This window comes from Gordonia sp. UBA7599, assembly GCA_002477755.1.
Taxonomy (GTDB): domain Bacteria; phylum Actinomycetota; class Actinomycetes; order Mycobacteriales; family Mycobacteriaceae; genus Gordonia.
Genome location: DLKD01000121.1, coordinates 36,229 through 62,163, shown reverse-complemented (window position 1 = coordinate 62,163; position 25,935 = coordinate 36,229). Strand labels below are relative to the sequence as shown.

The following is a 25,935-nucleotide window of genomic DNA, read 5'->3' as shown; positions in this document are numbered from 1 at the left end:
GATGAGAATGTGAGCGTCGGCTGCCTCAAACCGTTGGAGGCGCTTTACGGTGAGCACGAGTTTCGGCACGCCTACAAGGAGGGGCTTGGAGGCACAAAGGATGTGCCGTTGCTCGGGATGCTCAGCCAGCAAGGCTATGACGCGATCATCACAAAAGACCGGACCCAACTGCGAGACGACGAAGAACGCCGCGCGATCTTCGACGCGGGGTTGCATTGGATTGGATACGCCGCCAAAGGCGTCAAAGGATTGCGCGGCCTCGCCACTGAGACGGCTACGTTGACCGTCGGACTGGTCTACGTTCTAGCCGATCTGCGACCCGAGCCGCACGTCTACAAACTGAAAGGTGTCGGCATCCAGCCTGCCCAACACGTCGCGGTCAGCCCAGTGGGGCTACCTGGTTGGGGAAGGCCCCGCAGGCACGGCCTAGGACTCGCTTGAGCCGGAGCTGATCCCCAGTGACGGCGGTGACAATGTGCCGGGACGTTCTCGGCGAACTCCGGCGCGGTCAAGTCAGTGCCGACCAGCCGGACGCAGGTCGCCTGTCAGCTTCAACAGGGTTCGGACCCGCTGAATCGAATACCCGGACTGCACCGAGATTTCACGGATGCTCGACCCGCCGTCGTACTGCTCCCGCAGCATCTTCGCGACAAGCTGACGTTCTTCACCGGTAAGCCGTGCGTGTGGGGCAACACGCGGCACATCGAACGCACCGCCGCCGTACCCACGGTGCACCTGACCGCGCGGTGCCACTTCGTCGTCGGACTCGTCTCCCCAGCCGGTCCAGCCCTTGCGTGGGTGCCGGGCAAACATCTCCAAGTAGGGGCCGGGAGAGCACGACTCAATCAGGGGGTACTGCTCATCGGGCTTACGGCTGTGCTCACGCTTACGGGTTTCGAGCATGTTCACCTGGCTGCGGGCCGGGGCTAGCGTTCGCATCGAGCCGCGCACACCGAACAGGATCAGCTCTGACACGTTGCGGAAGTAGAAGCCGACGCCGCGACCGTCCGGCCCACCGTCTTTGCGCCGCTTGGCCCAGACGATATTGGACACGTAGCGGAAGCCCCACGCCTCCATCACGGCCAGCCCTTCCGGTAGTAGCGCGTTGGGAACCCAGAGGTACAGGTGTGCGTCCTTTGCTGCGGCGTCGGCCACCGGGAGCGCCTTGATCGCTTCGAGGTCCATCGTGGAGTAGCGGTCTAGTCGCCGGTGCTCCGGTGCGACCTTCCCGGTGCGGTTGGAGAAGCGCCACGGCGGGTCCGCGAGGATCGTCTTGAAACCGCCGTCGATCTCGGGCAACTCGGGCGCAGGATTCTCGGGGCGAAGCGGGGTTGTGGTCATGGCGGCAACCGTACCAAGTAGATCTGACAAGAGATCTACTTCGAGCGCGGACACGCCGACAAGTGTGATTGACGACTCGCGGCCAGTCTTGCCGCACAGCACGTCCCCTTCGTGATGGCATTAGCGGGTGCAACAACTGACTGAATCCTGGAAGACCGTGTTTCCCTCCTCCATCACGGAGCGCTACCTGGTTGCTGAGACACGCAATGCGGCGGCTGTCATGCAGATGTCGACGCCGGATGGTTTCGCCGATCTCGTCAACGTGCTTGAAAACTTCTCGCTCGACTTCGACATGCTCGTCCGACCCGGCGGCAACAAGTCGAAGGTTGCAAAAGACCTCGATGAGTCATTCCGAGTGCTCGGCTGGCGCGAGACGAAGTTTCAACAAGAGGTGACCAATCACCTCACGATCTACCCGTGGAAACTCGCCACTCCCAAGGAGAAGGTTCGCAGCGTGTCGACTGCACCGGTCATGACCGGTGGGCACAAGGTCGACAACGTAAAAGACGGTGCCGTCGTCGATGTGGAATGGAACCCCAAGGACGGCAACCTGGACCGAGACTTCGGGAACTACACCACCCTCCATGACACCGGCTTGATCGACGTAGGGGTATTCGTAACCCGCAGCCAGACGTTGCGACCCCTCGCAGTCAATCTGATCGCACAAGCCAAGGCGGTCGCCGTTCCTCCCACCTACGACGAATGGGCGAGACGAATCAGGAAAACTCCGAACGATCCGTTCAGCACTTCGACCACATCGAACTTCGAGAAGCTGCTTCCACGCATGGAACGCGGCGACGGTCGCGGGTGTCCGATCCTGGCCATCGCATTCTCCGCGAAGTGTTACGTCCCGCCGACGCTCTCTATCCCCGATGAGGTTCTTCGAGTCGCCGCACTACGCGAGAACGTGGTGAAGAGGTAACCAGGGGACGTGCCACCCGCCCCCTGGCCCATGACACTCACTCCGGAGCACCATCGAGGCCATGACCCATGTTCACATCTACAGAAGTGACACTCCGGCTGTGGCCGGGGTTCAACGCCGCGCTTTGCCTGGTCGCTTGGTGTCACTTCTTGGTGTCACCGCAGCCGTGTCAGTTCTCAGTCCCGAGGTGACACCATGAGCGGCCAGATAGCGGCCTACTGCCGCGTGTCCACTGCCGCACAGTCAACGGACCAACAGCAGGATCAGATCGCGGCGACCGGGATCAGCCCCGACCGCTGGTTCATTGAGACGGCCTCGGGGTCGGTCGGCACGGTCCGCCCCGAATGGGAGGAGTGCGTCGGCTGGCTGCGAAACGGCGACACCCTCATTGTCGCGGCACTCGACCGGCTGGGCCGAAGCGTGCGAGAAGTCTCCGCCGCCGTGTCCACGCTTCACGAGCGCGGCGTGACGATCCGGGCGCTGCGGGAGGGCGTGGACACCAGCACCTCGGCGGGGCGGATGCTCACCTCGGTCATGGCAGCGGTGGCCGAGTTGGAGCTGGAACTCGGCAAGGAGCGACGCGCGGCCAGTCGCGCCGCGCGCGTCGCACGTGGACTGCCCGCGACGCGACCTCGGCGTCTCGACGCAGCCGCCGAGTCGCGGTTGGTGCGTCTTTACGAGTCCGGTGAACCGGTCAGCGAACTCGTCGCGATGTTTGGTGTCTCGCGCTCAACCGTGATGAGAACCCTCCGCCGCCACCGCCAGGCGGCGTGATCTGCCTGTTTCTTGTCCCCCGGCTGCGGACCAGCGTGCGGACGTGCATGAGGAGGGGCAAGAGGAACCATCAGAGGGGAGGCTAGAGGGAGGGTTAGAGGATTGGGCTGGATGGAACCCGACCTCGGACACACTCTGTAAAGCCCGAGGTTAAGGGGCCATTAGGCGGATATGCCTCGGTGCCGTGGACGGGAAAAGTCAAGCACAGCCAGAGGATCACGCTGAGGGCATGTGCAGAGGGGTTCATGCGGACACCAATTGAGGCTCATCGGCCACCTCTGCCGCAGCCGTCTTGATCCTCCGAACCGCCGCTTCACTGATCCCTGTTGCTGCACCAACAGCGCGGCCAGACTCACCGCCGCTGAGCCGTGCAAGCACCTGAGCCACCACATCTGCGTCGGCGGCGGTGCGACCCGACGCGACGACCTGCTGGGCCAGACGGCGCACCGCTGCGTCGTCCACCGGGAGCGGGGTCAGGTGCGACGACGCACCGGGGGCGCGGCGCGGCGCGGGTTGGGCGCGACGTGGTTGGGGCTTCGGCTTCGGGTGCGCCGGGGGTGCCATGTCGCGGGGTGCCATGTCGCGGGTGGCTTCGGGTTCCACCGCGACCTCGGTGCTCGGTGCAGGGTCCGGCGCGACTGTTGGTGCGGTGTCGACCTCGACCTCGCCGCCGTGCGCCGAGGCGGGGTCAGGAACGGTGACTGACTGGCGCATTGCGGCCCTGTCGACCGCGACTACCGCAGCAGTCCCCACGACCACTGGCACATCGACAATGACTGGTGCCAGCCACGCCAGCGCCGGTGCCCATCCCGCCGCGAGGGCCAGCTCGCGAAGGGCAACAAACGAGACGGCACCAGCGGCCACGGCCAGCGCGGCGACGGCGGTGGTCGCCACCCGGTACAGCCGCCCGCTGAGACCAGCCTCGACCAGGTGCCCCATCCCATGAATCAGGAGGGCGAGCAGGATCGGCGGCAAGACCCCGAGCACGATCTTCACACCGACTTGCCCCGCGACGCCGGGCAGCGCGTGGACCGCATTACCGGCCACCGACAGCGCGAGGCTCATCCAGATGAGCCGGATGAAGTACCGGCGGGCCGCTGCGGATTGTGGGGTGTTCATCTTGGTTCCTTGGTTCATGGTCGGGAGGGGGACGTGCCGGGGGCCGGCTCGGGTGGTGGAGGGGTCAATGGGGAACCCCGGCCCCGTGTTGCTTGGGCCGGGGTTCGGGGGTCAGGCGGGAATAGTGCCGAGGGGCAAATCCGCCGCCAGGATCACTTGCTTCTCATCCCAGTTGAGTTGGCCGTCGATCAGCGGCACCCGCAGCTCGGCGACCAAGCGGCCCTCGGCATCCCGCACGTTGTCGCGGGCCGGGACCGGGAAACTAATCATCTTCATTTCGTTCCTTTCTTTGTGGCCGGGGCACTGTGCCCCGGGCCGAAGTTGTTGGGGGTTAGCGGCGGCTGTCGCGGTAGGCGCGGAGGTCGGCGACCTGGAATCGGCGGTGCCGCCCGACGGTGTGGCTGGGCAGCACCCCGCGCCGGGCCAACGTGCCCACCCACCGCTGGGAGAGTTGGAGATAGACCGCTGCCTGGCCCGAGGTGAGGGCGAGGTCGGCCAAGTCGTTGTCGGGTGCGCTCATCGGGGGTTGCTCGCGGTTCGGAACCGGGCGTGGGGGTCACCGACCGGGGCGGGCTTGTCGACATCACCGGCCAAATCTGCGGCAGTCAGTCGGGGGATGCTGCTGTAGCCCGCACCGCCCTTCTCGACACTGTTGCTCATGTCGAGGCCGAGGTCGACGGCTCGCACTGCTGCCGCGCCGTCCTCGTCGTGTTGCTTGATCTCAGCGGTGGCCGATTCGAGCAGGTGGGCGTCCGAGCGCAGCTTGGCTGCAATCTTCTTGAAGTGGCTGTCCAGCGCGTGCATCACATTGCTCATTGCGGCCACCGCTTCGTCATAGATCGGGCTTGGCTTCCCGTCCCGCGTGCCCTGCGATGCCTCACGGGTGAAACTGTCCAACACCGCTCGGGTGAGGTGTGGGGTCTCGCTCTCAATCTGATCCGCTTGTGCCCGCAACTTGCTGACGAACTGCGCGGTGCTGTCGTAATCCACTGAGACGTTTTCAGCCATTTCATTTCCTTCCGTCTGTTCCAGATATTTGGAACTCCTACAACAATCCTGACATCCCAACTCGCCCCCTCGCCACCACCATTTCCGCTGGTAGAAAGGCACTTTTTGTCAATCCTCCTGGGTACCCATTCGCACCTGTACTTACGTTGCGGGCGGGTGGCACGTCCCTTGGGTGGGGGCGGGAAATTGGTGTCAGGGAAGCGGTGGATAGGGATGAAGGTGCTAGTGAGAGTTGCCGACGAGCGCGTACCTGTAGCCCTGCTCCTCCGCCATTCCGATCTCAATCAGATGAGCGAGGGCCGGGGCCAGGCCGGGGCGGTCGAGGCCGTCGAGGGCGGGGTCGTCGGGCTGGCTCTGCATGAAGTCGGCAGTGCCCCACGGACGGTTCCGCCGCCGCCCGTAATCGAGGACGGAAGCCACGGCTCCCTGCCACTCTGCATAAGCGCACTTCACGGCCTCCCGCGCAGTGAGGTGGACCGACCAGGTGGACGCGCGGCGGGTGATGAACTCCCTCGCGGCGCGGCTGTCGATGCCGATCATGCTCGGCTCCTCGCGGGCCAGCCAGTCCGCTAGCCAGTCAACCTCGGCTTTGATCTCCTCAGCGGTGGGCAGTGACCACCGCTGCTCGTACTCGCACATCTCTCTTGATTCCTCTCGAAGTGGAGCGGATTTGTCCGCCGCTCCTGTTGATTCAGTTGTCGGACCCTGTGTCGGACCCTGTCGGACCCCTGTCGGACCCTTGTTTCTCACCAAAAGTGCAGGTGAGAGGTATACCGCCGCGTTGTCGGACCTGTCGGACGGGGTCCGACACGGTTCACACAAAAACCACCGCGTCGGGCCATTTCCAGAGAAGAAAAATACATAATCGAACATATGTACTATTTTCTTTATTTATGCAGGTCAGCGGTGGTGTCGAGTGTTCGGCGGCTCCTGCAAGCGTGCAACGCTGTCGGACCCCCGTCCGACACGTCCGACAACACAAACATGCAGGTCAGCCGTGGTATCCGTGCGTCCGACAAGGGTCCGACAGGTCCGACACAGGGTCCGACAACAGTGGATAGCCGGTCCCCTCAGGCCAGCAGCGGTGGTCACGACACCGCCTCCCACGCGGCGGCGTGACCGTTCGCATCCACCTGCACCACCCGCAGCCGCCCCTGCACGGTGAGGTCGGTGAGGAGGTCTCCGGCCCGAGTTGCCCGCAGTGAACCGCTGCGCCCGGCCCGGCTGGCATCGCGGCGGGTGAACGGGCCGCGACCCTGCGCCCAGTTCGCAGTGCCGTCGAGGGCCGTGGCCCACTGCCCACTGAACCGCTGATCGGCCTCGGCTTCCTCCACTTCACGCGCGACCGCACGGCGCACTCCGTCGGTGGCACCAGCGGATTCCGCCGCCGCCCGCACGGTGGCCGCAATCTGAGATTGCAGCCAAGCCCGCGTCCGGCGGTGGTGTTCCATGACGCTGCCCGCCCACCGCCACGTGTGATAGTCGACGGTGAGGGTGCCGTGCATCCATGCACCAGTGGCGGCAATTTTCAGCCGCAGGAGGTCGCCGTGAGCGTCGAGCGGATCGACAGTCAGCGCGCCGGAGGTTCGCGCGATCCGGCGCTCACGGATGATCGTCTCCACGACGGGATCAACCAGGAACTCGACCACATCGTCGCCCGGCGGCAGGTAGGGCACCGTGATTTCCAGGTCCCCGTCGACCCGAGGCTCGTTCCCGGTCGCGTGTGGATCGCGGTCGCCTGCGAACAGCAGCAACCGTTGCAAGAGACCACCAGCCTCGTCGGAAAAGAGTGCTGCCGCACGGCCAGGCTGGATCGAGATCGTGGCGACTCCTCGGTACTTGTGCGCCTCGACGTGGAGCGACGCAGTTTTCGTGACCGATCCCAGACCCTCCCCGGACCAGAACTGACGCAGTTCTGCGTCCATCGTGCTGGCTTGCCGACCCCTCACTGCCACGAGTTTGTCCACCTCGGGCCAGTCGGGCCAGGCAGTGGTCTCGTGCTGCACCATCTTGGTTTCCGGCGGACCGCCATCTGGACCGGCCACTTTCTCACTGTGCACGTACAGCGCCGAGATCGCCTCGCCCGAGCCGACTGCCTGGCGGACCGGCGGGCGTTTCCAGTTCAGGCCGAGGCCCGGCTGGCCGTCAGCCCCGAGGGGAACGAAGCGGGGACTCAGCACGGCAGCGGCGGCACCTTTGCCCGCCCCCGAAGCGCCGACAATTCCTGTGATTGAGTTGAGTGACGCCCGCCCGCCGACAATTGCCGGGAGTTGCACTCGCGGCGGAATGACCGATGCCGTTGCGGCCAGCAGCATCCCGAGTGCCGCCCAAGGCGGCACTAGCCCGCCCCGTGCCCGCGCGCGTACGTCTTGCAGAAGCGGGGTGCAAAACCCCTGCCGTTCCAGCCACGGGTGGTATGGATCGTTCGCATCGCCGACCGGCTCCGCGCGTTCATCGAGCGTCGCAAGGGCGACAGCCAGCACGCGCACGGCGCGCTCGCCGCCCTGGCCCATCACCGCCAGCCAGTGCTTCTCCTCAGCGTCGCGAGTCAAGCCGAGGTCGCACGCCGCGCGGATCTCAGGGACCAGGCCGGGGATCGCTGCGCCGTCGCCGCGCTTAACGATGGCGCGAAGCCGGGCGAGCATCGGCTCGTGATCCACCTCGTCGCCGTCATCGAGGTCTACACTGGGGACAGACATTTCGATTCCTCTCGAAGTCTTTGAAGCGCCCCGGAAGTCCGCCGGGGCGTTTCGCTTTGGTCAGTGGGCGTGGACTCGGCGCAGGCGTGCCGTGACATCGGCACGCCGCACGAGCGCCTGCCGGGTGCCCGCGTAGCGCACGGCTGGCAGGCGTCCGTCGGCGATCATCTGACGCACGCCGCGCGGGGTGAGGCGCATGGCCTCGGCCACTTCGCGCACAGTCATCAAGTCGTTCATCTCATCTCCGTTCTTCGGTGATCTGAACGCCACTATTGCCGCAGTTGCCGCCTCTGTCCACCAGGCAAAACATGCCTTTCACCTGCACAGATGTCCGGTGAACGGCTTACTCGTGAGGGTTCACTAGTTACTCGTGAACGGTTCCGCCTGAGTCGTTCAACATGGCGGCTTAGGGGCACAGAATCGGCCTCAAATCGGTAAGTGTTATCTCAGTCACAATCGGGTCACAGCGAGCCTGCGGACGGACTCTCCCCGCGTGCCACACGCTCGGCGGCGGCAGGATCATCGCGCCGGAGGCGGGCCATGACCTGTGCGGTGTGGTCAGCGTGATGCGGTGAAAGGTGCCCGACGGGCACCTTTTGCTCCACCTGCTCATTTCCCTGTTCCTGTGCCGATTTATCGGCACTTGTGGGTCGGAGTCGTCGTGTGCGGAAACCCTCGCACTGCGAGGGTTTTGCTTCACCTGCTCATTTCCCTGTTCCTGTGCCGGTTTCCCGGCAGACGACGGTCGTCCACCGGCCCGCAACCACCCCCTCCCCACCGCGCCGTTGAGGCCGATCCGTCACGTCCCCCGGATACGATTCGGGGAGGACCAAGAGAGAGGGGGCGGGCATGGCGCGTGTGAAGGGCGAACCAACCCGCTACCCCGGCATCGTGAAGATCACCACCTCCCGCTTCGAGCGCGGCTATGGGTACAGAGCCAGAGCCGACGCCCGAGAGGTTGGCGGCGGTCAACCGGAAAAGATGTTCGAGACCATCGGCGAGGCACGCGACTGGCAGGCCGGGGTCGAATCGAAGGTCTCGGACGGCACGTACATCGGGAAGTCACGGCTGACAGTTAGAGCTGCGATTGACGATTGGTGCGCCGGTCAACGCGGAGCCGCGAACACGCAGACAGCTCGCAAACACGCATTGGCTCCCATCGTCGCGGCCCTCGGAGACAGGCAGGTCCAGTCGATCACCAAAGCCGACGTGGAACGCACCCTCGCCGCGCTTGCGGCAGGTGAAATTGAAGGGACCCCCGCACGTTCGATCCGGTACAGCAATGTGACGAGAGCGAAGTGGTCAAGCTGCTGGGCCGATCTAGTTGCACAGGGCACCATTCCCCGAAATGTGGTGGCCCTCGTGAAGCCCCTCGACGCCCCCGCGTCGCCCGACGAAGAGTCCAGCGGCGACTCCGCACTCGACCCTCAGCGACGCCTCAGCGACACTGAGGTGGCGGCTCTCCTGACGGCGCATGACCCCACCGCCGCCCCGCCGTCGGACTGTCGCGGCGCTGCACTGCGGTCACACAGGAGCGCTGCCCGGCGGCGCGTGTTTCTCGAATTGGGGTTGCTGGGCCTCCGCCGAGGCGAACTGGCCGGGCTGCGCTGGTCAGCTATCCACGGCCTCGATACCTCCTCCCCCACTCTCTCCGTGAAGCGCACCCGGGTCGCCACCTCCGACGGCGTGGTGGAGCAGAGTCGCGGCAAGACCCGCAGTGCCGCCCGGACCCTCCCGCTACCTCCGGCCACCGTTGCTGCGCTCAGGCAGCACCAGGACCTCCAAGCCGCCGACAGGGTGCGTGCTGGCCGTGGCTGGAAGGGCGAGGACGACTTGCACGTCCTGACTGTCGACTCCGGCGCTCCGGTGGCACCGCGATCCCTCGATGACTGGTGGAAGCGCAGCCTGGCAGCAGCGAAGATCGCCGCCCCTTACCGACTTCACGACCTGCGCCACACCGCGACATCACGCCTGTTCAGCGCCTCGATTCCACTCATCGACGTTGCTAGCTGGCTCGGCCACGCGGACGGCGGAACCCTCGCGATCAAGGTCTACGGCCACTCGAATCCCGCCGACCTTGCCCACGCCGCTGAGGCCCTGACCTGGGCACTTCCCGAGACCTAATGTGGGGATTTGTGGGGATTGAAGCAACAGAGCGGGTTCCCGATTCACTCGAGAACCCGCTCTGAACTGCGCGGAAGCGGAGGGATTTGAACCCCCGGTGGTTTTACCCACGCTCGCTTTCAAGGCGAGTGCATTCGGCCGCTCTGCCACGCTTCCCTAGCAGTTCAGGCTAGCGGACGCCCCAGGCCGACCGGCACCGAGTTTCCCATGCGGACAACCGCCACGTCGCCGTGCGATCCGTGCCAGCATCGATTCATGCGAGCCATTGCCTGCGATAACGGTGAACTCACCGTCGCCGATGTCCCGACCCCGATCCCTGCCGACGACGAGATCCTCATCCGGGTCGCCGCGGCCGGGGTGAACCGCGCTGACCTCCTGCAGCGCCGAGGGCTGTACCCGCCACCGCCCGGGGCCAGCGACATCCTCGGGCTGGAAGTCTCGGGCACCATCGCGCAAGTGGGCGCCGCTGTCACCGGTTTCGACGTGGGTGACGAGGTTTGCGCACTGCTCGCCGGCGGCGGCTATGCGGAATTCGTCGCCGTTCCCGCCGTGCAAGTGCTCCCCGTACCCGTCGGAATCGACCTGACCGAAGCCGCCGCAATCCCCGAAGTCGCGTGCACGGTCGTCTCCAACCTCGTACTAACCGCCCACCTCGCGCCCGGCGAGACGCTGCTCGTCCACGGCGGCAGCAGCGGCATCGGCACCCACGCGATCCAACTCGCCAAGCACCTCGGCGCAACGGTCGCCGTCACCGCGCGCACCCAGGAGAAGCTCGACGTCTGCCGCGCCCTCGGAGCCGACATCGGAGTCAACTACGACGACGAGGACTTCGTCGGCGTCCTCAAGGCCGCCGGCGGGGCCGACGTCATCCTCGACATCATCGGCGGGCGCTACCTCGAGGGGAACGTCGCTGCACTGAAGACCGGCGGACGCCTGGTCATCATCGGCATGCAGGGCGGCGCGAAAGGCACCCTGAACATCGGTGCGCTGCTGGCCAAACGGGCCAGCGTCACTGGCACGACCCTGCGCTCGCGGCCCACCGACGGGCCCGGTGGCAAGGTCGAGGTCGTTGCCGCCACCGCCAACCTGGTGCTGCCGCTGCTGGCAGACGGGACGGTCAAGCCCGTCGTCGACTCGACTTTCCCCCTCGCCGATGCCGCGGCCGCCCACGCCCGCCTCGACAGCGGCGACGCGATCGGAAAGGTCCTGCTCATCGTCGACGAGGAATGAGTCAGGGCATCCCGCACGCCGAGGGGCCGTTGGCATACCCCATGGTCAGCTGGCGGTCGCGCGCCTCGGGACTGCCGTGGCCCGACCCGGCCTGACCGCCCGAGCGAAACAGCGCGCGGGCCCGCGGCAGCGCCTGCGGGCCGAAATGACCCCGACGCACCGCCCATGCCAGCGCCGCGCCCGCCCAGCAGTCCGCCTGCTGTTCCAGTGGCAGCATCGCCGGCACATCGTTGGTCAGGGTGGCCGCCACCGGGTCCTTGCCGCGGCGCTCCTGCACCCCGTGCGCGGACTCGTGGGCGAGGACGGTGAAGGCGAGGTCACGCGCTTCGATGAGGCGGCGGTCGAGGCGGAAGTTCACAAACGTCGTCCGGTCGCAGTGGTGCATCCCCAGCAGCACGGGCGTGAATCCACAGACTCCGCCCGTCGTCGACGATCGCCACGCCCCGAACGCTCCCGGGGCCACGGCGACGGTCTGTGCGACCACACCGCGCGACCTGCGCAACGACAACCACTGATTGACCAGCCAGATACCGCAGGCGACGTTACCCGCCGGACCGGCCTGGGGGCCGTCACAGGCGCGCTCCGAACCGGCCAGCGCCGTCGTTCCAATCGGGGCGACCGGCGCAGCGGCGGCCGTCGAAACCCCAAACCCTGCGGGCATGGTCAGCACGGCAAACGCCACCCCGACCGCCCGCCGTCGAAACCGGCTCATTGGCCGGTGTTCTGGGCCAATTTCTTGAACAGTCGGCCGAGTTCGAGGAAATCCTCTTCGCCGAGGACGTCGACGACGTTCTCGCGCACCAACGAGTCGCGCAGTTCGACGAGTTCACGCAGATACGCAGACCCCGCCGCTGTTGGACGGACCCATCGATGCCGTGCGTCGTCACCCTGGACGTCGTCGACGCGTTCGACCAAGCCTTGGTCGAGGAGTCGGCTGATCTGCCGCGACACGGTGCTCATCTGGATGTGCGTGGCGGCGGCGATATCGGAGATCCGCATCCGCGAGACGCGTCCGAGCGCCTCCAGCACACGAAGATCCGGCGTAGAGGAGAACCCCGCATCGACGAGACCCTGGTTCACCCTCGCCATCAACTGCCACCCGCCGTAGACGACCGACTCCCAGGCGGTGCGCTCATTCATGTTCAGCAGGGCCGCGCCGTATTGGTCTTGATCAAAAGGGGGCAGAGCCGTCATCTCGCAATTCTCATCTCCAGTGGATTAACGGGATTCTATCGCTGCAAATCCGTTTCCACCCGGGTACTCGGGTCAGTTGACCAACTTCGCGCAACCTAAGTCCCGATTCAGGCCAGTGAACCAAGGGTTCGGACGAGGTGATCGACCTCGTAGGGCGTCGAATACGGGCCCAGCCCGACGGTCACCGCACCACCCGCGTCGTCAACGCCGAGCCGCTCGAACGCCGGACTGGGAAGGTTCGACAGCGCCCGCACGCCGTTGTCGGCGAGGCGGCGCACGACGTGCTCGGCGTCGACCCCATCGACCATGAAACTGGTGATCGGCACGCGGTGTTCCGACTGGCCGAGGACGCGGACTGCCGCCAGGCTCTCCAGCGACGTCACCAAGTAATAGTCCAGGCGCTGGAGGTATTCGTAGAGGCCGTCCATCGATGCCGCAAGCCGACGCCGACGTTTGCCGACCGCAGCCTCGTCGAGGTCGGCAAGATGCTCGATCGAGGCACCGAGCCCCGCGAGCAATCCGCCGCCCGGCGACACCAGTTCGAGGCGGGCCGGACCGGTCGCCGCGGAGTCGACCGCGATGGACTCGAATCCGTCGATGCGCGCCGGATCGGCGAAGACCATTGCGGCCATCCGCGGACCGCCCCAGCGATGGGCAGACACGACCAGAACGTCCGCGCCGGTCTCCGCGATGTCCAACGGCAGGTACGGCGCCCCCGCGCTCGCGTCGACGACGAGCAGCGCCTTGACCTCACGCGCCTTAGCCGCGATCTCGGAGACATCGGTGATCGCGCCCGTTACCGACGAGGCGAGCGGCAGGGCGACGACCCTCGTCACGGGACCGATCGCTGACAGGTAGTGCACAGTGGGGATGGTGGCCGTCTCGATATCGGTCTCGACCCATCGGATCCGCGCACCCAACGCGTTGGCCCGCCGTTCCCACGGCACGATGTTGGCGGGGTCGCTGTCACGCGAGAGCAGCATCTCGGTCCCCCACCACGCCTGCGACCCGAAGGCATCGGCGAGGCCGCCGATCAGCTGGGCTGCTGAGTGGCCGAGAACGACCCCGGCCGGGTCTCCCTTCACCAGATCGGCGATCGCACGCCGCGCCGAGCTCAGGGCGCCGGCCGCGGTCCGGGCCGCCGGGTTCGCCGTTCCGGGGTCCGAGGCGAGTTGTCGGAAACCCGACGAGACTGCGGTCGCCACCGACGCGGGAATCGTCATCCCGGCCTGCGGGTCGAGGCGGATCCAACCGTCGCCGAGCGCGGGGAACAGGCCCCTGGCGTGGGCGACGTCGAACGACATGGGTTCACGATAGCGGTCCCGCCCTGTAGGCCTCCCGCCTGCCACAATGGTGAGCATGCACCCGCCGGGCCCCGGCCAGCACCTGCAGCGCTTGTATGCTGGTGACCCGTGTCGGTAGCAGCTAGCGGGCGGGTGATCCCACCCCCACCGGAGACGTCGGATTCGCGAACGTTCCGACGGGCGTTTGCCGACCTCGTCGACGGCCTGTACAACTCCGAACTCTGGCTGCACCTGGGCTGGACCGACATCAAGCAGCGCTACCGACGTTCGGTGCTCGGGCCGCTGTGGATCACCGTCGCGACCGGTGTCACCGCCGTCGCCATGGGCATCCTCTACGGCACCCTGTTCGGCTTCGACATCAAAGACTTCCTGCCCTACGTCATCCTCGGGCTCATCTTCTGGAACTTCATCCAGAACTCCATCCTCGACGGCGCGGTCGTCTTCTCCACCAACGAAGGGCTGATCAAACAGCTGCCAGCGCCGATCAGCGTGCACGTGTACCGCGTCGTGTGGCGCCAGCTCATCATCTTTGCCCACAACGTGGTCATCTTCTTGGTCGTGGTCGCGGTGTTCCGGCCGCCGATCACCTGGTCGGCACTGCTGTTCTTTCCAGCGATGGCGCTGTTCGTGCTCAACGCGATCTGGGTGACGATCGTTTTCGGCATCCTCTCGACGCGCTTCCGCGACATCTCACAGCTGACGACGACGATCGTGCAGCTGGCCTTCTTCATGACACCGATCATCTGGAAGCTCGGGCCGGCGATGGGGAACAAGGTCGGTAGCCGTGCGCGCCTGGTCGAACTGAATCCGCTGTTCCACTACATCGAGATCACCCGCGGACCACTGCTGGGCGAGCACGTGCAGTTCTACCACTGGGCGGTCGTGCTGGGCTGTACCGCCGTCGGGTGCGCCGCCGCGCTGGTCGTCATGCGCAACTACCGGGCCCGCGTGGCGTACTGGGTTTAGGAGCGACATGACCGACAGCAAGCAGGCCCACGACAATTCGCAGGGCCACGGCGCCCGAAGCAAGAACCGCATCGTCGCCGCGTCGGATGTGCGCGTCGACACCTGGGGGGCCGGCGTCGATTTCCCGATCTTCGACGCCAAGACGCGCTCGTTCAAGAAGTCCGTGCTGGGGCGTGCGGGCGGCGTCATCGGCGCGTCGGACTCGGGCGTGCCGATGGTCGAGGCGCTACGCGACATCGACCTGCACCTCGAGCACGGCGACCGTATCGGGCTCGTCGGGCACAACGGCGCGGGCAAGTCGACGCTGCTGCGCCTGCTTTCGGGAATCTACGAGCCCACGCGGGGTGCCTGCCGGGTGCGCGGGCGCGTCGCACCCGTCTTCGACCTCGGCGTCGGCATGGACCCGGAGATCTCCGGCTTCGAGAACATCGTCATCCGCGGCATGTTCCTCGGGATGTCGCGCAAGGAGATGCTCGCGAAGACCGATGACATCGCCGAGTTCACCGAACTGGGCCAGCACCTGGAGATGCCGCTGCGCACGTACTCCACCGGAATGCGCGTGCGCCTGGCGCTGGGCGTTGTGACGAGCATCGACCCGGAGATCCTGATCCTCGACGAGGGGATCGGCGCGGTCGACGCGGACTTCATGCGCAAGGCCCGCAAGCGACTGCAGGCGCTGGTCGAACGGTCGGGCATCCTCGTCTTCGCCAGTCACTCCAACGAGTTCCTGGCCCAGCTCTGCGACCGGGCGCTATGGATCGACAAGGGCCAGATCAAGATGGAGGGCGGTATCGAGGAGGTCGTCGGCGCCTACGAGGGCCCCGACGCCGCCGCGCAGGTGCGCAAGGTGCTGGCCCGCATGGAGGCCGGCGAGTGACCGGGACGCCGGGAGCGCTGGCGGCGAGTGGGCCCGATCCCAGTGGTGATCCGGATGCATCGAAGGTAGTCGCCGTCATCGTGACTCACCGTCGCGCCGAGCTCCTCAAGGCGTCGACAGCGGTCATCGCGAACCAGTCGCGACCCGTCGACCACCTCGTCGTCGTCGACAACGCCGACGAGCAGATCGTTGCCGACCATGTCGCGTCGCTACCGATCCCGACCACCTACATCGGCTCGCAGCACAACCTCGGCGGGGCTGGCGGATTCGCACTCGGCATGCTGCACGCGCTGGCGTTGGGTGCCGATTGGGTCTGGTGCGCCGACGACGACGGCCGACCCGAAGGCCCCGAGGTGTTGGCGACGCTGCTGCGCTGCGCACAGCGACACGGTCTGGGCGAGGTATCGCCGGTCGTGGTGAACATCGACGACCCCGACGCGCTGGCCTTCCCACTTCGACGCGGGCTGGTGTGGCGGCGCAAGCGGTCGGAACTGTTCGCCGACGGCGAGGATTCGTCGGACGACCTGCTGCCCGGCATCGCGTCGTTGATGAACGGGGCCCTGTTCTCCGCCGACACCATCGACAAGGTCGGGGTCCCCGACCTGCGTCTGTTCGTCCGTGGCGACGAGGTGGAGATGCACCGGCGTCTGGCACGCTCGGGCATCGCCTTCGGGACGTGCCTGACCACGGCCTACCTCCATCCCGACGGCAGCGACGAGTTCCGCCCGATCCTGGGCGGCCGGATGCACACGCAGTACCCCGACAACGAGACCAAGCGCTTCTTCACCTACCGCAACCGGGGCTATCTGATGGCCCAACCCGGCATGCGCAAGCTGTTGCCGCAGGAATACGCCCGGTTCGGCTGGTACTTCCTGATTCAGCAGCGCGACCCCGCGGGCTTCCGTGAATGGCTGCGCCTGCGCAAGCTCGGTCGGTCCGAGCGCTTCGACCGTCCGTAGCCGCCCCCCTTCGACGACCTGGGGATTCTCAAGCAGTAGCGCGTCAGGGGTCGTTGACGACGACGATCGGGTGAACCACCCGCTCGGTGAGTGGACCGGTAAACCCGGCGTAGAACATCCGCGCCTGGACGAACCACCGCATCGAGGAGTGGACCGCTCGGGCGGTCGGCGCCGCGTCGACGGGCAGGGGTAGCTCGAAAGGCAGGGCAACTCCTACCCCCGCGCGCAGCGGAACGGGCTTGGCAACCGTGAGGATCGGGCCATCGACGCTCCCTCCGCGGCTGGGCCTGCGCGTCAGCGGGTGGGAGTCGCGGCAGCGTTGCCAACACACGGCGACATCCCCGTCGGGCAGGTTCACGGTGGGCATCACCCGCACCTGGCCCCGGATCGGCTCGCCGGCGACGCAGACCGTGGTCGCGAGGTCGATCTCGAGGACGGTCTGCGCGTCGCCCGCGATCCGCTCGACACCGCCGTCAGGCGGAGCACTCTCGGTGCGCCGGACCCGAACGCTGAAGTCGCCGTGGACGTCGACGTCGCGACCGGCCCGCTCAAGGATGACGCGGCACGACCAGCGGACAAGTTCGGGGGACGATGCGGGTGCCCACGACGGCACCCGGAACCTCGCCGAACCGCCGGCGAAGACCCCGTCGACGACGGGGAGCTGCTCTTCCACCACCTTGACCCATTCGTCGGCATCCCGGTCACCGGTGTTGCCGGCATAGACCTGATCGACCAACCAGAGCGAATCGTTGGTCGGCGCCATCGCCGAGTCGGTCCGACCCGCCCAGTGGTAGCGGTAGAAGTTCGTATAGCCCCACTCGACGTGGGCGGCGCTCACCCGGTCGACGGGCCGTCGCGCCACGATCTGCGCATCGACAAACTCACCTGGGGCAGCGGCCGGAGGACTGACGTCGACGAGCAACGGCGGCCGTCGACCGAACATGTCCTTCATCGGTGTCGGCTTCTCATCGGTGAGTTCTCATTTACGCTGACTCGCCTCGTACTCCTCGGGCCGGTTCTTCTTCATCCACGCGCGGACCGGCCAGAACACCACCCACAGCACCGCGTAGACGGCGGCATAGAGAAGCCCGCCGAACACGAGCCCGAACAGCCAAGCCGGATAGATGAGCACGAAACAGAACTGGATGAACTGCTTCAGCACGGGCGGATAGCCCTCTGCCATCGACATCAGGTACCGCGGGTGCGCGGCAGCCAGTGCGCGGCGGAAGGAGTTGGGCTGTGCTTCGGCGGCGGCCTGCGCCTCGCTCACGTCGCGAGGTCGTTCCTGCCGTGTCAGTCCCCTGGTAGGTTCGGGCGCCTCGTCGGGGTAGGGCGCTTGCGGCGGTTCGGCAGGGTATGGCGGTTCGGCAGGGTATGGCGCTTGCTCTGCGGACATGGGCGGCGTGCTCCTACACTCTCGAAACGACGGTTTGCGGTGCTAAATCGCAGTGTCTGACACACTACGCAGGCCGAGTTGGAACTCGGTTGGATCGCAGGCTCAGACCGAAAGGGGAATGCGCGTGGATTACGTGACGCTGGGTCCCCTCGCCGCCATCGACCACGACGGCCCGCGGCCCCTCGGTGGACTGCGCCAACGCACGGTGCTGGCAGTTCTGCTGGTCTCCGCTGAGCGCACGGTCAGCGTCGACGAGCTCATCGACCACGTGTGGGACGGTCAGCCACCACCCAAGCCCCTGGTGTCACTGCGCGCCTACGTCGCGAACCTTCGCCGCATCCTCGGCCGCGACGGACGCACGGACCGCCTGGTCACCGACCCGCACGGATACCGACTCCACCTTCTTGGCGACCGAGTGGATGCCCGTCTGTTCGAGGATGGGCTGGCCCGCGGCAAGCACCTCCTCGAAGCCGGTGACGCCGCGGCGGCCACGCGAGAACTGACCACGGCCCTCGACCGCTGGCAGGGCCCGCCCCTGGTCGAATTCCGCGACCGAGCGTTCACCCATCACGAGATCCATCGACTCGAGGCGTGCCGCGCCGACGCCGTCGAAGCGCGGTACGAGGCAGAACTGATGCTCGGCCGAGGCGCCGAATTGGTCACCGGACTGGAGGCGGAGATCGCCGCCAATCCCCTGCGGGAACAGCTGTGGATCCATCTGATGCTCGCGCTGAACCGAGCCGGCCGCCGTACTGATGCCTTGTCCGCGCACCGGCGACTCGTCGATCTACTCGACGATGAGTTGGGCATCCGACCCGGACCCGAGGTGGAGCTCATCGCGGCCGATATCCGTCGCGGAACACCACCGCGACCATCGCCGGTACCGCCGCCACCGAGCCCCGCGGCCGACGCGCTCTTCGGGCGGACCTCCGAACTGCACCGCCTGCGCGCCGCGCTCACCGGGGCGATCGGCGGTCGAGGCCGGCTCGCCGTCCTCACCGGGGAGAGCGGCGTCGGTAAGACGTCTCTTGCGGCCGCGCTCGCCCAGACCGCCGACGAACTCGGCGTCGTCCACGTGTGGGTCGGGCACCCCGCGGGAGTGCGCACCCCGCCGTCGTGGGCGTGGACTCAGGTGGTGCGCGCACTGGCCGAACAGACCAGGACTTCGCCGGACATCTTCGACGGCAGTCGACACAAAGAGCGGAAGGGCTTCGCCTGCCTGGAGATGCTCGCATCCTCCCTCGCCGAGAAGGCCGGGCAACGACCGACGCTCATCGTGATCGACGACCTCCATCGCGCCGACCGGACGGCCTACGACGTCTTGAAACTGCTGTTGGGACGGTTGTCGCGGCTACCGGTCCTCATCGTCGGCACCTGGCAGGAAGGCGGGCGGGGCCGCCCGCGACGCGAGCACGAGTTCGACCGGTTGATGAGTCGTCCCGAGACGACACTGATCCGCCTGCAGGGCATCGACGCCGCCGCTACCGGACAGCTCATTGAAGCCGCCTTCGGCGTGACACCCGCGGCAGGCATGGTCGAGGCGATCAGTGACCGCACCGGCGGCAACCCCTTCTACATCGCCGAACTCGCCGGGCTCCTCCACGACGACGGGCGTCTGGGCCTGGCAGCCGCCACGCTGGGCAGCGGCGATGTGCCCGACGCCGTCGCCGCGGTGATCCGCCGTCGGATGGCCGACCTACCGGCATCGACCCGGGACGCACTGACCGTCGCCGCACTGCTCGGCGGGGAATTCGCCCCGTCGGTCGCGGCCGCCGCCCTCGACCGGCCCGCCGAGGAGACGTCGCACGATCTCATCCCTGCGGTGCGCACCGGTTTCGTCGTGGACGCCGGCCCGGACCTGATGCGATTCCGCCACGGCCTGGTCCGCGACGCGATCACGGTCCAAGTGACGGGCACCGAACTCGCCTCGCTGCACGCACAGATCGCGCGCGCCTTCGTCGCGCTGGACCGTCCGGCCGTCACCGATTCCACCGCCGCCGCCGACCACGCCTGGCGCGCCGGCGCAGAACTCGACGTCGACGCCGCCCTGACCCTGTTCGACCGCGCTCTTCCGACCGCCTGGGAGCGCGCCGGATACCACGACGTCGCCGAACTGTGCCGTCATGCGCTCGACGTCTGCTCCCGCCTGGACGAGGAGCGACGACAGTCGCACGAAGTGCGGTACTGGCTGCAGCTGGTGTCGGCACAGACGGTCACCGAAGGGCAGAGCTCGGCCGCAGTCCGCGACACCCTGAACCAAATCGCACGGCTGGGCCCGCACGGCGGAGGATTCACGCTCGGGACCACCCTGCGGGGACTGGAAGCCGCGTGCTCGGGTCGCTACCTGGAGGCGTCGATATTGGCCGACGAGCTACTAGTCGCGTCCGACACCGACGATCCGATCGCCCGGCCGGCTGGCCTCTACCTGCGTGGCCTGGTCGATTTCCTGCAGGGCGCGACTGCCGAATCGTCGATGGCGATCAAGGAGCTGCTCAACCTCCCGCCGGTGGTCGACTGGCGGCGCCACCGGCACCTCGTCGCGTTCGGCGTCCGCGGATACGGAGTCGCGGCGTGGATCGCTGCCGTGCTCGGCGACGCGACGGCGGCCGATGCCGCTCTGGCGCACGCGAAGGTGCTGGCCGATTCATACAGCGACCCGTTTGAACGCGGCACAGTCGGGATCTCCGAACTGCAGGCACGGGCGATCATGGGCCGGGTAGGCGGCACCGCCGAATTGGCGGCGGGTCTGCATGCCGCGTTGACGACGGCGAAACTCGACCAAATGGCCGCGTCTGCGAAGGTGATCGAGTGCTGGGCCCTAGCGCTGGGTCCGGAAGCGACCGATACCGCCGACGAAATGCGGGCCGCGCTTGCGGTGCACACCCACGACGGCACTCGGATCTACCTGCCGCTGTACTACCAGCTGCTGGCCGACGTCGAGTGGGTCCGCGGCCGCGTGGATGCTGCACGGGAGGCACTGCGCCTGGCCGAGTCCACCGCGGGGGCGACGGGCGAATCGGTGTGGGACCGGCAACTAGCGGACCGCCTATCGGTGATGCGGTCCGCCAGTGCCCGGCTCACATCTTGATGGTGGTCTTCTTGTCGACCTCGTCGGTCGCCTCGATGAGGATGGTCTTCTCCGCCTCCGGCGCGTAAGCGTTGAGCTGCAGGATGTAGTACGAACCGTCCTTGGCGGGGATCACGACGGTCTTCTGCGCGATCACCATCTCGGTGCCGCCCTTGTTGTAGGAGCCGCCGATCTGGACCGCGTCGTAACCACCGAGCTTGCTCTTCGTCCCTTTCTCCGGACCGTCCCAGCCTGGGGTCTGCTGCAACTCGCCCGGGGCCAGTTCGAGGATCTTCTGGGGGTCGACGTCGCCAGTCAGCTTGGACAGGATCGCCAAGATCCGCGGTGGGTTGGTCGGAATTGCGGGCTTGGTGTACACGATGGCGCCATATGGTGCCGCCTTGACGTCGTTCTTGATCTCCCAACCCGCGGGAACGGGTAGGTCGATCTCGGGACCGGGTTCGCCTCGGCGGATCACCGTCTCCTTGATGCCGTTGGAGTCGATGTACTCCCGGATGTTGGTCGGGCCGGAAGCCTGCGTCGTCGTGCTCTGTTCGGTTGATGTGGTCGACGTGTCCGTGGCCTTGGTATCGGTGGCACTGCTGCATCCGGCCAGTACGACACCGGCCGCGACAGCGACGGCGACGGTTCGCGCGATGGTTGTCAAACTCTTCACGGGTTCTCCTTTCGGGCGGCTTATCCGCTCGGAACCCCGACGGTAGTGACGCTGTTTGGAACCTGATTGGACCCGTACTCCCGCCGACCGAGCCCAAATTCCCGCCCACCGAGCCCGGATTCTCACCGACCGAGCCCTAGAACTAGAACATGTTCTAGTCTTGGGTGATAGCCCCCTCTCCCCAAGGAGCACCATGCGGTTCACGTTCGCCGAGGCGATGACCGATCCCAGCTACTACGCGCCCCTCGCGCAAGCCGCCGAGGCGGCCGGGTTCGCAAGCATGACGATTCCCGACTCCATCGCCTATCCCGAGGAGTCCGACGCGAAGTACCCCTACACCCCCGACGGGAACCGCGAGTTCCTCGAGGGCAAGGAGTTCATCGAGACGTTCATCCAAGCCGCGGCACTGGGCGCGGTCACGACGACCCTGCGCTTCACCCCGTTCGTCGTGAAGCTCCCGATCCGGCCGCCAGCGCTCGTCGCCAAGCAGGCGATGTCGGTGGCGGTGCTGACCAACAACCGTCTCGCACTGGGCGTGGGCACCAGCCCGTGGCCCGAGGACTACGACATCATGGGCGTCGACTTCGCCCGCCGCGGCAAGCGGATGGACGAGTGCATGGACATCATCCGTGGCCTGGAGACCGGCGAATACTTCGAGTTCCACGGCGAGTTCTACGACATCCCCAAGATCAAGATGAGCCCCGCACCCACCGAGCACATCCCGCTGCTCGTCGGCGGTCATGCCGACCTCGCCCTGCGGCGCGCGGTCATCCGCGGCGACGGTTGGATGCACGGTGGCGGCACGCCCGAGGAACTCGACGCACTGCTGGACAAGCTCGCGGCGATCCGCAAGGCCGAAGGCAAGGAGAACGACACCTTCGAGATCCACGTCATCTCGATGGACGCCTACACCGTCGACGGCTGCAAACGTCTCGAGGACAAAGGCATCACCGACGTCATCGTCGGGTTCCGCATGCCCTACATCATGGGCCCCGACACCGAACCGTTGCAGAAGAAGATCGACCACCTCAACTGGTACGGCGAGAACCTGATCGCCCAGGTGAACCGCTGATGGGGCGACTCGACGGAAAGGTCGCCCTCATCAGTGGCGGCTCCCGGGGCCTCGGCGAATCGCATGCGCGTCGATTCGTCGCCGAAGGGGCGCGGGTCGTGATCGGCGACGTCCTCGTCGACGAGGGACGCGCGCTGGCCGACGACCTCGGCGACGCCGCACTCTTCGTCGAACTCGACGTCACCGATGCGCAATCGTGGGCCGACGCGGTACAGGCGACAATCGATGCCTTCGGCACCCCGACGGTCCTCGTCAACAATGCCGGGATCCAGAACGGTGGGTTGATCGGTTCCTTCCCACTTCAGGAGTGGGATCGGATCGTCGCGATCAACCTCACCGGCACCTTCCTCGGGTGCCGGGCAGTCGCCGATCCGATGATCGCCAACCGCAAGGGCGGGTCGATCATCAACACCTCGTCCATCTCGGGCATCCTCGGATCGTTCGGTACCCACGGGTATTCGGCGACCAAATTCGCCGTTCGAGGACTCACCAAGTCAGTCGCCGTCGAATTGGCCCCCCACAACATCCGGTGCAACTCCATCCACCCCGCCCAGGTGCGAACACCGATGGCAGAGGGGATCCCGGAGAACTTCCTGCAGACCCCGCTGGGCCGAGCCGCCGACGCCACCGAAGTCACCAACCTTGTGCTGTTCCTCGCCTCCGACGAGAGCTCGTACTGCACCGGCGGCGAGTACCTCGTCGACGGTGGTCTCACCTCGACGGTCCCGTACAACCTGCCGAGTAGCTAACCGACCGCAGGCGAGGGCTGGGACACCTACTTCAGCTTGAAGATGACCGCGCGCTGCACGACGAAGTTGATCACCGTCGCCGTGCCCTGCGCGATCACGAACGACGCCGCCGAAATGAGCCAGGTGTCCGAGGACCAGAGGTGCTCGAGCGCCGCATAGATCCCCACCTGGACGGCGAAGGTGACCAGGTAGAGCACCATCACCGCGACGAAGCGTGCGGCGCTCGGCTCCGCCTTGAACGTCCACCGCCGGTTGATCAGGTACGCGGTTGTAGTCCCGAGGATGAACCCGAGGGCCTTCGCGAACGCCGGATCCCACCCGAATCCGTACTGCAGCAGCATGGTCAGACCGAAGTCCAGAACCGCGGATCCGGCGCCGGTGATGATGAACCGGATGATCGCCGTTTTCAGGTCGACGTCGTCGGCCATTTCCTCGGCGCCCTCGAACGGCAACTCCACCGGCGCGGGGATGTGCGGGTCGTGGCCGCTGCGGCTGGGGAACACCTCGTCGGGATTCACAGATTCGGGCACGCAGAACAGCTTAAGTGGTAGACCTCTGTACATGTCGATCCAGGAGCTTCGTGAACAATTCCGGTACCGGGTCGCCCGCTTCTTGCTGATCGGCCCCTTCCTCTTCATCTGGGGCCGCCCCAAGACGACCGGGCGGCACAACATCCCCCGCCACGGCGCGGTCATCCTCACCGCCAACCATCTGGCGATCACCGACTCCTTCTACGTCGTGCAGTGCGCGCGTCGACGCGTCTTCTTCCTGGCGAAATCGGACTACTTCACCCAGCCGGGCTTGAAGGGGAAGTTCAAGAAGACCTTCTTCAGCGGCATGGGCCAGATCCCCGTCGACCGCAGCGGCGGCGATGCCTCGTCACCGGCCATCGTGGCCGCAACGAAGATCGTCGAGGCCGGCGAGGCCTGGGGCATCCATCCCGAGGGGACGCGTTCGCCCGACGGCCGGATGTACAAGGGCAAGACCGGCGCCATCCGGGTCGCCGTCGCCACCGGGTCACCTGTCGTCCCCATCGCCCTGCGCAACACCGCCGACCGCAACTGGCGCAACTTCTGGCGCAGCCGCGTCTATATCGACATCCTTCCGGCGATGGACCTGAGCGGTATCGGACCCGACGACCACGACAAGATCCGCGCCGCCACCGACGACATGATGGCCGCGATCCGCGCGAAGACCGGGCAGGAATACGTCAACGTCTACGCGAAGCCGGGCAGCGCCGGGGCGAAGTAGCCACTTGTTCGCACGACACCGTCTCGCCGTCGTGGCGGCAGCCGTTGCTGCCACCGTGACGATCTCGGCCGGAGCATTCTCGACCGCATCGGCCGAGGAGATTCCGCCCACTGGGCCGCCGGAATGGTCTGGCATGGATGTGCGCAACGCCCCGTCACCCGCCCACGTCCAGTCCGGCATGCTCCTGGGCCAGACCCCGATGGCGACGCGGCTGAGCGTTCCCGGCGCCGCGCGGGCGATCCGCATCCACTACGCGACACCGGACCAGCACGGCCGCCCCGCGTCGAGCACCGGCGCCGTCTTCGTGCCGCGCGGGGCGCCGCCCCAGGGCGGGTGGCCGGTGATCGCATGGGCGCACGGCACTGTGGGTCTCGGCGACAACTGCACCCCCTCGGCGCAGCCCCGCAGTGCGCTCGACTCCTTCTACATCTCGCATTGGCTCAACCAGGGATACGCGGTGGTCGGGACCGACTACGTCGGTCTCGGCACCCCCGGGTTGATGAGCTATCTCAACGCCTCCTCCGAGGCACAGTCGATCGTCGACTCGGTGAAGGCGGCCCACCAGATGGGCCTGCCGCTCGCCGACAAGTGGGCCATCGTCGGACAGTCGCAAGGCGCCGGAGCAGCGATGGCCGGCGCACACGACGCGGCGCGCCTGTCCGGCGGAACCGCGCTGGACTACCGCGGCGTCGTTGCCACGGGTGCGCCGGCGAACATCGAGCACATCGTCGCGCTGCTCGGTCCGTACGAGACGGTCCCGCTGCCCGTCGGCCTCGCGACGTACATGTCCTACATCATGGCCGGGTTCAGCGAGGCGCGGCCCGATCTGCACATCGAGCGCGTGCTGAGCCCACTCGGGAGGCAGGTCGTCGCGCAGGCCCGAGTGCGCTGCTATCCGGAAATGGCGGAATGGGTGCCGCGTGCCACCGGCAGCTGGTTCTCCGCGCCGCTGAACTCCATCCCCGGGGTGCTGGGCGCCCTCACCGCCTACATGGGGACCCCCGTCACCGGCTACACCCGGCCGATCTTCCTGCGGCAGGGCACGCAGGACATCGACGTACCCGCCGCCTCAGCCCTGGTGCTGTACACGCAACTGAAGGTCAATAACCAGCCGGTGCAGCTGCACGTGTACGACACCGACCACTCCGGCACCGTCTACGCCTCGATCCGCGATTCCACCCCGTTCCTGGCCGCGATCATGCGGTAG

28 protein-coding genes and 1 tRNA gene are annotated in these 25,935 nt (G+C 66.7%); 13 read left to right on the top strand and 16 right to left on the bottom strand.

Going from position 1 to position 25,935, the window contains the following annotated elements:
- Window positions 1-441, top strand: a 441-nt coding sequence (locus B4L26_RS13890) for a hypothetical protein (protein ID WP_290719590.1), incomplete at its 5' end; no start/stop codon positions are given.
- Between the two features lie 72 nt (window positions 442-513).
- Here B4L26_RS13890 and B4L26_RS13885 read toward each other — a convergent pair.
- On the bottom strand, window positions 514-1,341 hold the full coding sequence (locus B4L26_RS13885) for an MT-A70 family methyltransferase (protein ID WP_290719588.1): 828 nt from the start codon (window positions 1,339-1,341) through the stop codon (window positions 514-516).
- A 127-nt stretch (window positions 1,342-1,468) separates the two neighbouring features.
- Between B4L26_RS13885 and B4L26_RS13880 the strand changes: the two genes are divergently transcribed.
- Together B4L26_RS13880 and B4L26_RS13875 are read left to right on the top strand one after the other, a co-directional pair.
- Window positions 1,469-2,263 (top strand): BglII/BstYI family type II restriction endonuclease, encoded by a 795-nt coding sequence (locus B4L26_RS13880; protein ID WP_290719585.1) that lies wholly within the window; start codon window positions 1,469-1,471, stop codon window positions 2,261-2,263.
- A 195-nt stretch (window positions 2,264-2,458) separates the two neighbouring features.
- On the top strand, window positions 2,459-3,037 hold the full coding sequence (locus B4L26_RS13875; protein ID WP_290719583.1) for a recombinase family protein: 579 nt from the start codon (window positions 2,459-2,461) through the stop codon (window positions 3,035-3,037).
- A 243-nt stretch (window positions 3,038-3,280) separates the two neighbouring features.
- On the opposite strand, the gene B4L26_RS13870 is transcribed toward B4L26_RS13875, so the two are convergent.
- The 7 genes from B4L26_RS13870 to B4L26_RS13840 form a co-directional block, all read right to left on the bottom strand.
- Entirely contained in the window at window positions 3,281-4,156 is an 876-nt protein-coding gene (locus B4L26_RS13870) for a DUF2637 domain-containing protein (RefSeq protein ID WP_290719582.1), read from the bottom strand.
- Between the two features lie 111 nt (window positions 4,157-4,267).
- A complete protein-coding gene (locus tag B4L26_RS13865) occupies window positions 4,268-4,432 on the bottom strand; it encodes a hypothetical protein (RefSeq protein ID WP_290719578.1) in 165 nt (54 codons plus the stop codon).
- A gap of 55 nt (window positions 4,433-4,487) precedes the next feature.
- A complete protein-coding gene (locus B4L26_RS13860) occupies window positions 4,488-4,676 on the bottom strand; it encodes a helix-turn-helix domain-containing protein (RefSeq protein ID WP_290719576.1) in 189 nt (62 codons plus the stop codon).
- On the bottom strand, window positions 4,673-5,164 hold the full coding sequence (locus B4L26_RS13855) for a hypothetical protein (protein ID WP_290719574.1): 492 nt from the start codon (window positions 5,162-5,164) through the stop codon (window positions 4,673-4,675). The genes B4L26_RS13860 and B4L26_RS13855 overlap by 4 nt, the downstream gene beginning before the upstream one ends.
- 222 nt (window positions 5,165-5,386) lie before the next feature.
- On the bottom strand, window positions 5,387-5,803 hold the full coding sequence (locus B4L26_RS13850) for a hypothetical protein (RefSeq protein WP_290719572.1): 417 nt from the start codon (window positions 5,801-5,803) through the stop codon (window positions 5,387-5,389).
- Window positions 5,804-6,252: 449 nt separating this feature from the next.
- Window positions 6,253-7,677, bottom strand: a complete 1,425-nt coding sequence (locus B4L26_RS13845) for a hypothetical protein (RefSeq protein ID WP_290719570.1) — start codon at window positions 7,675-7,677, stop codon at window positions 6,253-6,255.
- A gap of 246 nt (window positions 7,678-7,923) precedes the next feature.
- Window positions 7,924-8,100, bottom strand: coding sequence for a helix-turn-helix domain-containing protein (locus B4L26_RS13840; protein WP_290719568.1), 177 nt, complete (start codon window positions 8,098-8,100; stop codon window positions 7,924-7,926).
- A 612-nt stretch (window positions 8,101-8,712) separates the two neighbouring features.
- Here B4L26_RS13840 and B4L26_RS13835 point away from each other — a divergent pair.
- On the top strand, window positions 8,713-9,987 hold the full coding sequence (locus B4L26_RS13835; RefSeq protein WP_290719565.1) for a site-specific integrase: 1,275 nt from the start codon (window positions 8,713-8,715) through the stop codon (window positions 9,985-9,987).
- 71 nt (window positions 9,988-10,058) lie between these two features.
- Here the strand turns inward: B4L26_RS13835 and B4L26_RS13830 are convergent.
- A tRNA-Ser gene (locus tag B4L26_RS13830) sits at window positions 10,059-10,143 on the bottom strand.
- A gap of 99 nt (window positions 10,144-10,242) precedes the next feature.
- On the opposite strand from B4L26_RS13830, the gene B4L26_RS13825 reads away from it, so the two are divergent.
- Window positions 10,243-11,217 (top strand): NAD(P)H-quinone oxidoreductase, encoded by a 975-nt coding sequence (locus tag B4L26_RS13825; protein WP_290719563.1) that lies wholly within the window; start codon window positions 10,243-10,245, stop codon window positions 11,215-11,217.
- Between the two features lies 1 nt (window position 11,218).
- Here the strand turns inward: B4L26_RS13825 and B4L26_RS13820 are convergent, their stop codons facing one another.
- From B4L26_RS13820 to B4L26_RS13810, 3 genes are all read right to left on the bottom strand, one after another.
- Window positions 11,219-11,878 carry a hypothetical protein gene (locus B4L26_RS13820; protein WP_290719561.1) on the bottom strand — a complete coding sequence of 220 codons (660 nt, stop codon included), beginning with the start codon at window positions 11,876-11,878 and terminating at the stop codon, window positions 11,219-11,221.
- Between the two features lie 47 nt (window positions 11,879-11,925).
- A complete protein-coding gene (locus tag B4L26_RS13815) occupies window positions 11,926-12,411 on the bottom strand; it encodes a MarR family winged helix-turn-helix transcriptional regulator (protein ID WP_290719559.1) in 486 nt (161 codons plus the stop codon).
- Between the two features lie 107 nt (window positions 12,412-12,518).
- Entirely contained in the window at window positions 12,519-13,715 is a 1,197-nt protein-coding gene (locus tag B4L26_RS13810) for an aminotransferase class V-fold PLP-dependent enzyme (protein WP_290719556.1), read from the bottom strand.
- A gap of 108 nt (window positions 13,716-13,823) precedes the next feature.
- On the opposite strand from B4L26_RS13810, the gene B4L26_RS13805 reads away from it, so the two are divergent.
- The 3 genes from B4L26_RS13805 to B4L26_RS13795 are packed head-to-tail and all read left to right on the top strand — an operon-like array spanning window position 13,824 to window position 16,517.
- A complete protein-coding gene (locus tag B4L26_RS13805; RefSeq protein ID WP_290719553.1) occupies window positions 13,824-14,681 on the top strand; it encodes an ABC transporter permease in 858 nt (285 codons plus the stop codon).
- A 7-nt stretch (window positions 14,682-14,688) separates the two neighbouring features.
- The gene (locus B4L26_RS13800; RefSeq protein WP_290719551.1) at window positions 14,689-15,558 is read left to right on the top strand and encodes an ABC transporter ATP-binding protein; all 870 of its coding nucleotides are present in this window, start codon (window positions 14,689-14,691) and stop codon (window positions 15,556-15,558) included.
- 17 nt (window positions 15,559-15,575) lie between these two features.
- On the top strand, window positions 15,576-16,517 hold the full coding sequence (locus B4L26_RS13795) for a glycosyltransferase (protein WP_290719593.1): 942 nt from the start codon (window positions 15,576-15,578) through the stop codon (window positions 16,515-16,517).
- Between the two features lie 43 nt (window positions 16,518-16,560).
- Here the strand turns inward: B4L26_RS13795 and B4L26_RS13790 are convergent, their stop codons facing one another.
- Both B4L26_RS13790 and B4L26_RS13785 read right to left on the bottom strand, forming a co-directional pair.
- Complete coding sequence (locus tag B4L26_RS13790; protein ID WP_290719549.1) at window positions 16,561-17,469, bottom strand: hypothetical protein; 909 nt, start codon at window positions 17,467-17,469, stop codon at window positions 16,561-16,563.
- Window positions 17,470-17,496: 27 nt separating this feature from the next.
- Window positions 17,497-17,787: a hypothetical protein gene (locus B4L26_RS13785; protein WP_290719546.1), complete on the bottom strand. Its 291-nt coding sequence runs from the start codon at window positions 17,785-17,787 to the stop codon at window positions 17,497-17,499.
- A 250-nt stretch (window positions 17,788-18,037) separates the two neighbouring features.
- Between B4L26_RS13785 and B4L26_RS13780 the strand changes: the two genes are divergently transcribed.
- Complete coding sequence (locus B4L26_RS13780) at window positions 18,038-21,001, top strand: BTAD domain-containing putative transcriptional regulator (protein WP_290719544.1); 2,964 nt, start codon at window positions 18,038-18,040, stop codon at window positions 20,999-21,001.
- On the opposite strand, the gene B4L26_RS13775 is transcribed toward B4L26_RS13780, so the two are convergent.
- Window positions 20,991-21,656, bottom strand: coding sequence for an LpqN/LpqT family lipoprotein (locus B4L26_RS13775; protein ID WP_290719542.1), 666 nt, complete (start codon window positions 21,654-21,656; stop codon window positions 20,991-20,993). The genes B4L26_RS13780 and B4L26_RS13775 overlap by 11 nt on opposite strands.
- A 193-nt stretch (window positions 21,657-21,849) precedes the next feature.
- Between B4L26_RS13775 and B4L26_RS13770 the strand changes: the two genes are divergently transcribed.
- A complete protein-coding gene (locus B4L26_RS13770; protein WP_290719539.1) occupies window positions 21,850-22,728 on the top strand; it encodes a TIGR03619 family F420-dependent LLM class oxidoreductase in 879 nt (292 codons plus the stop codon).
- Window positions 22,728-23,477: a glucose 1-dehydrogenase gene (locus tag B4L26_RS13765; protein ID WP_290719538.1), complete on the top strand. Its 750-nt coding sequence runs from the start codon at window positions 22,728-22,730 to the stop codon at window positions 23,475-23,477. Before B4L26_RS13770 ends, B4L26_RS13765 begins: the two co-directional genes overlap by 1 nt.
- 26 nt (window positions 23,478-23,503) lie before the next feature.
- Here the strand turns inward: B4L26_RS13765 and B4L26_RS13760 are convergent, their stop codons facing one another.
- The gene (locus tag B4L26_RS13760; RefSeq protein WP_409563349.1) at window positions 23,504-24,040 is read right to left on the bottom strand and encodes a GtrA family protein; all 537 of its coding nucleotides are present in this window, start codon (window positions 24,038-24,040) and stop codon (window positions 23,504-23,506) included.
- Here B4L26_RS13760 and B4L26_RS13755 point away from each other — a divergent pair.
- Window positions 24,039-24,728, top strand: a complete 690-nt coding sequence (locus tag B4L26_RS13755) for a lysophospholipid acyltransferase family protein (RefSeq protein WP_290719534.1) — start codon at window positions 24,039-24,041, stop codon at window positions 24,726-24,728. The two genes, B4L26_RS13760 and B4L26_RS13755, sit on opposite strands and share 2 nt — an antisense overlap.
- A 133-nt stretch (window positions 24,729-24,861) precedes the next feature.
- On the top strand, window positions 24,862-25,935 hold the full coding sequence (locus tag B4L26_RS13750; protein ID WP_349680483.1) for an alpha/beta hydrolase family protein: 1,074 nt from the start codon (window positions 24,862-24,864) through the stop codon (window positions 25,933-25,935).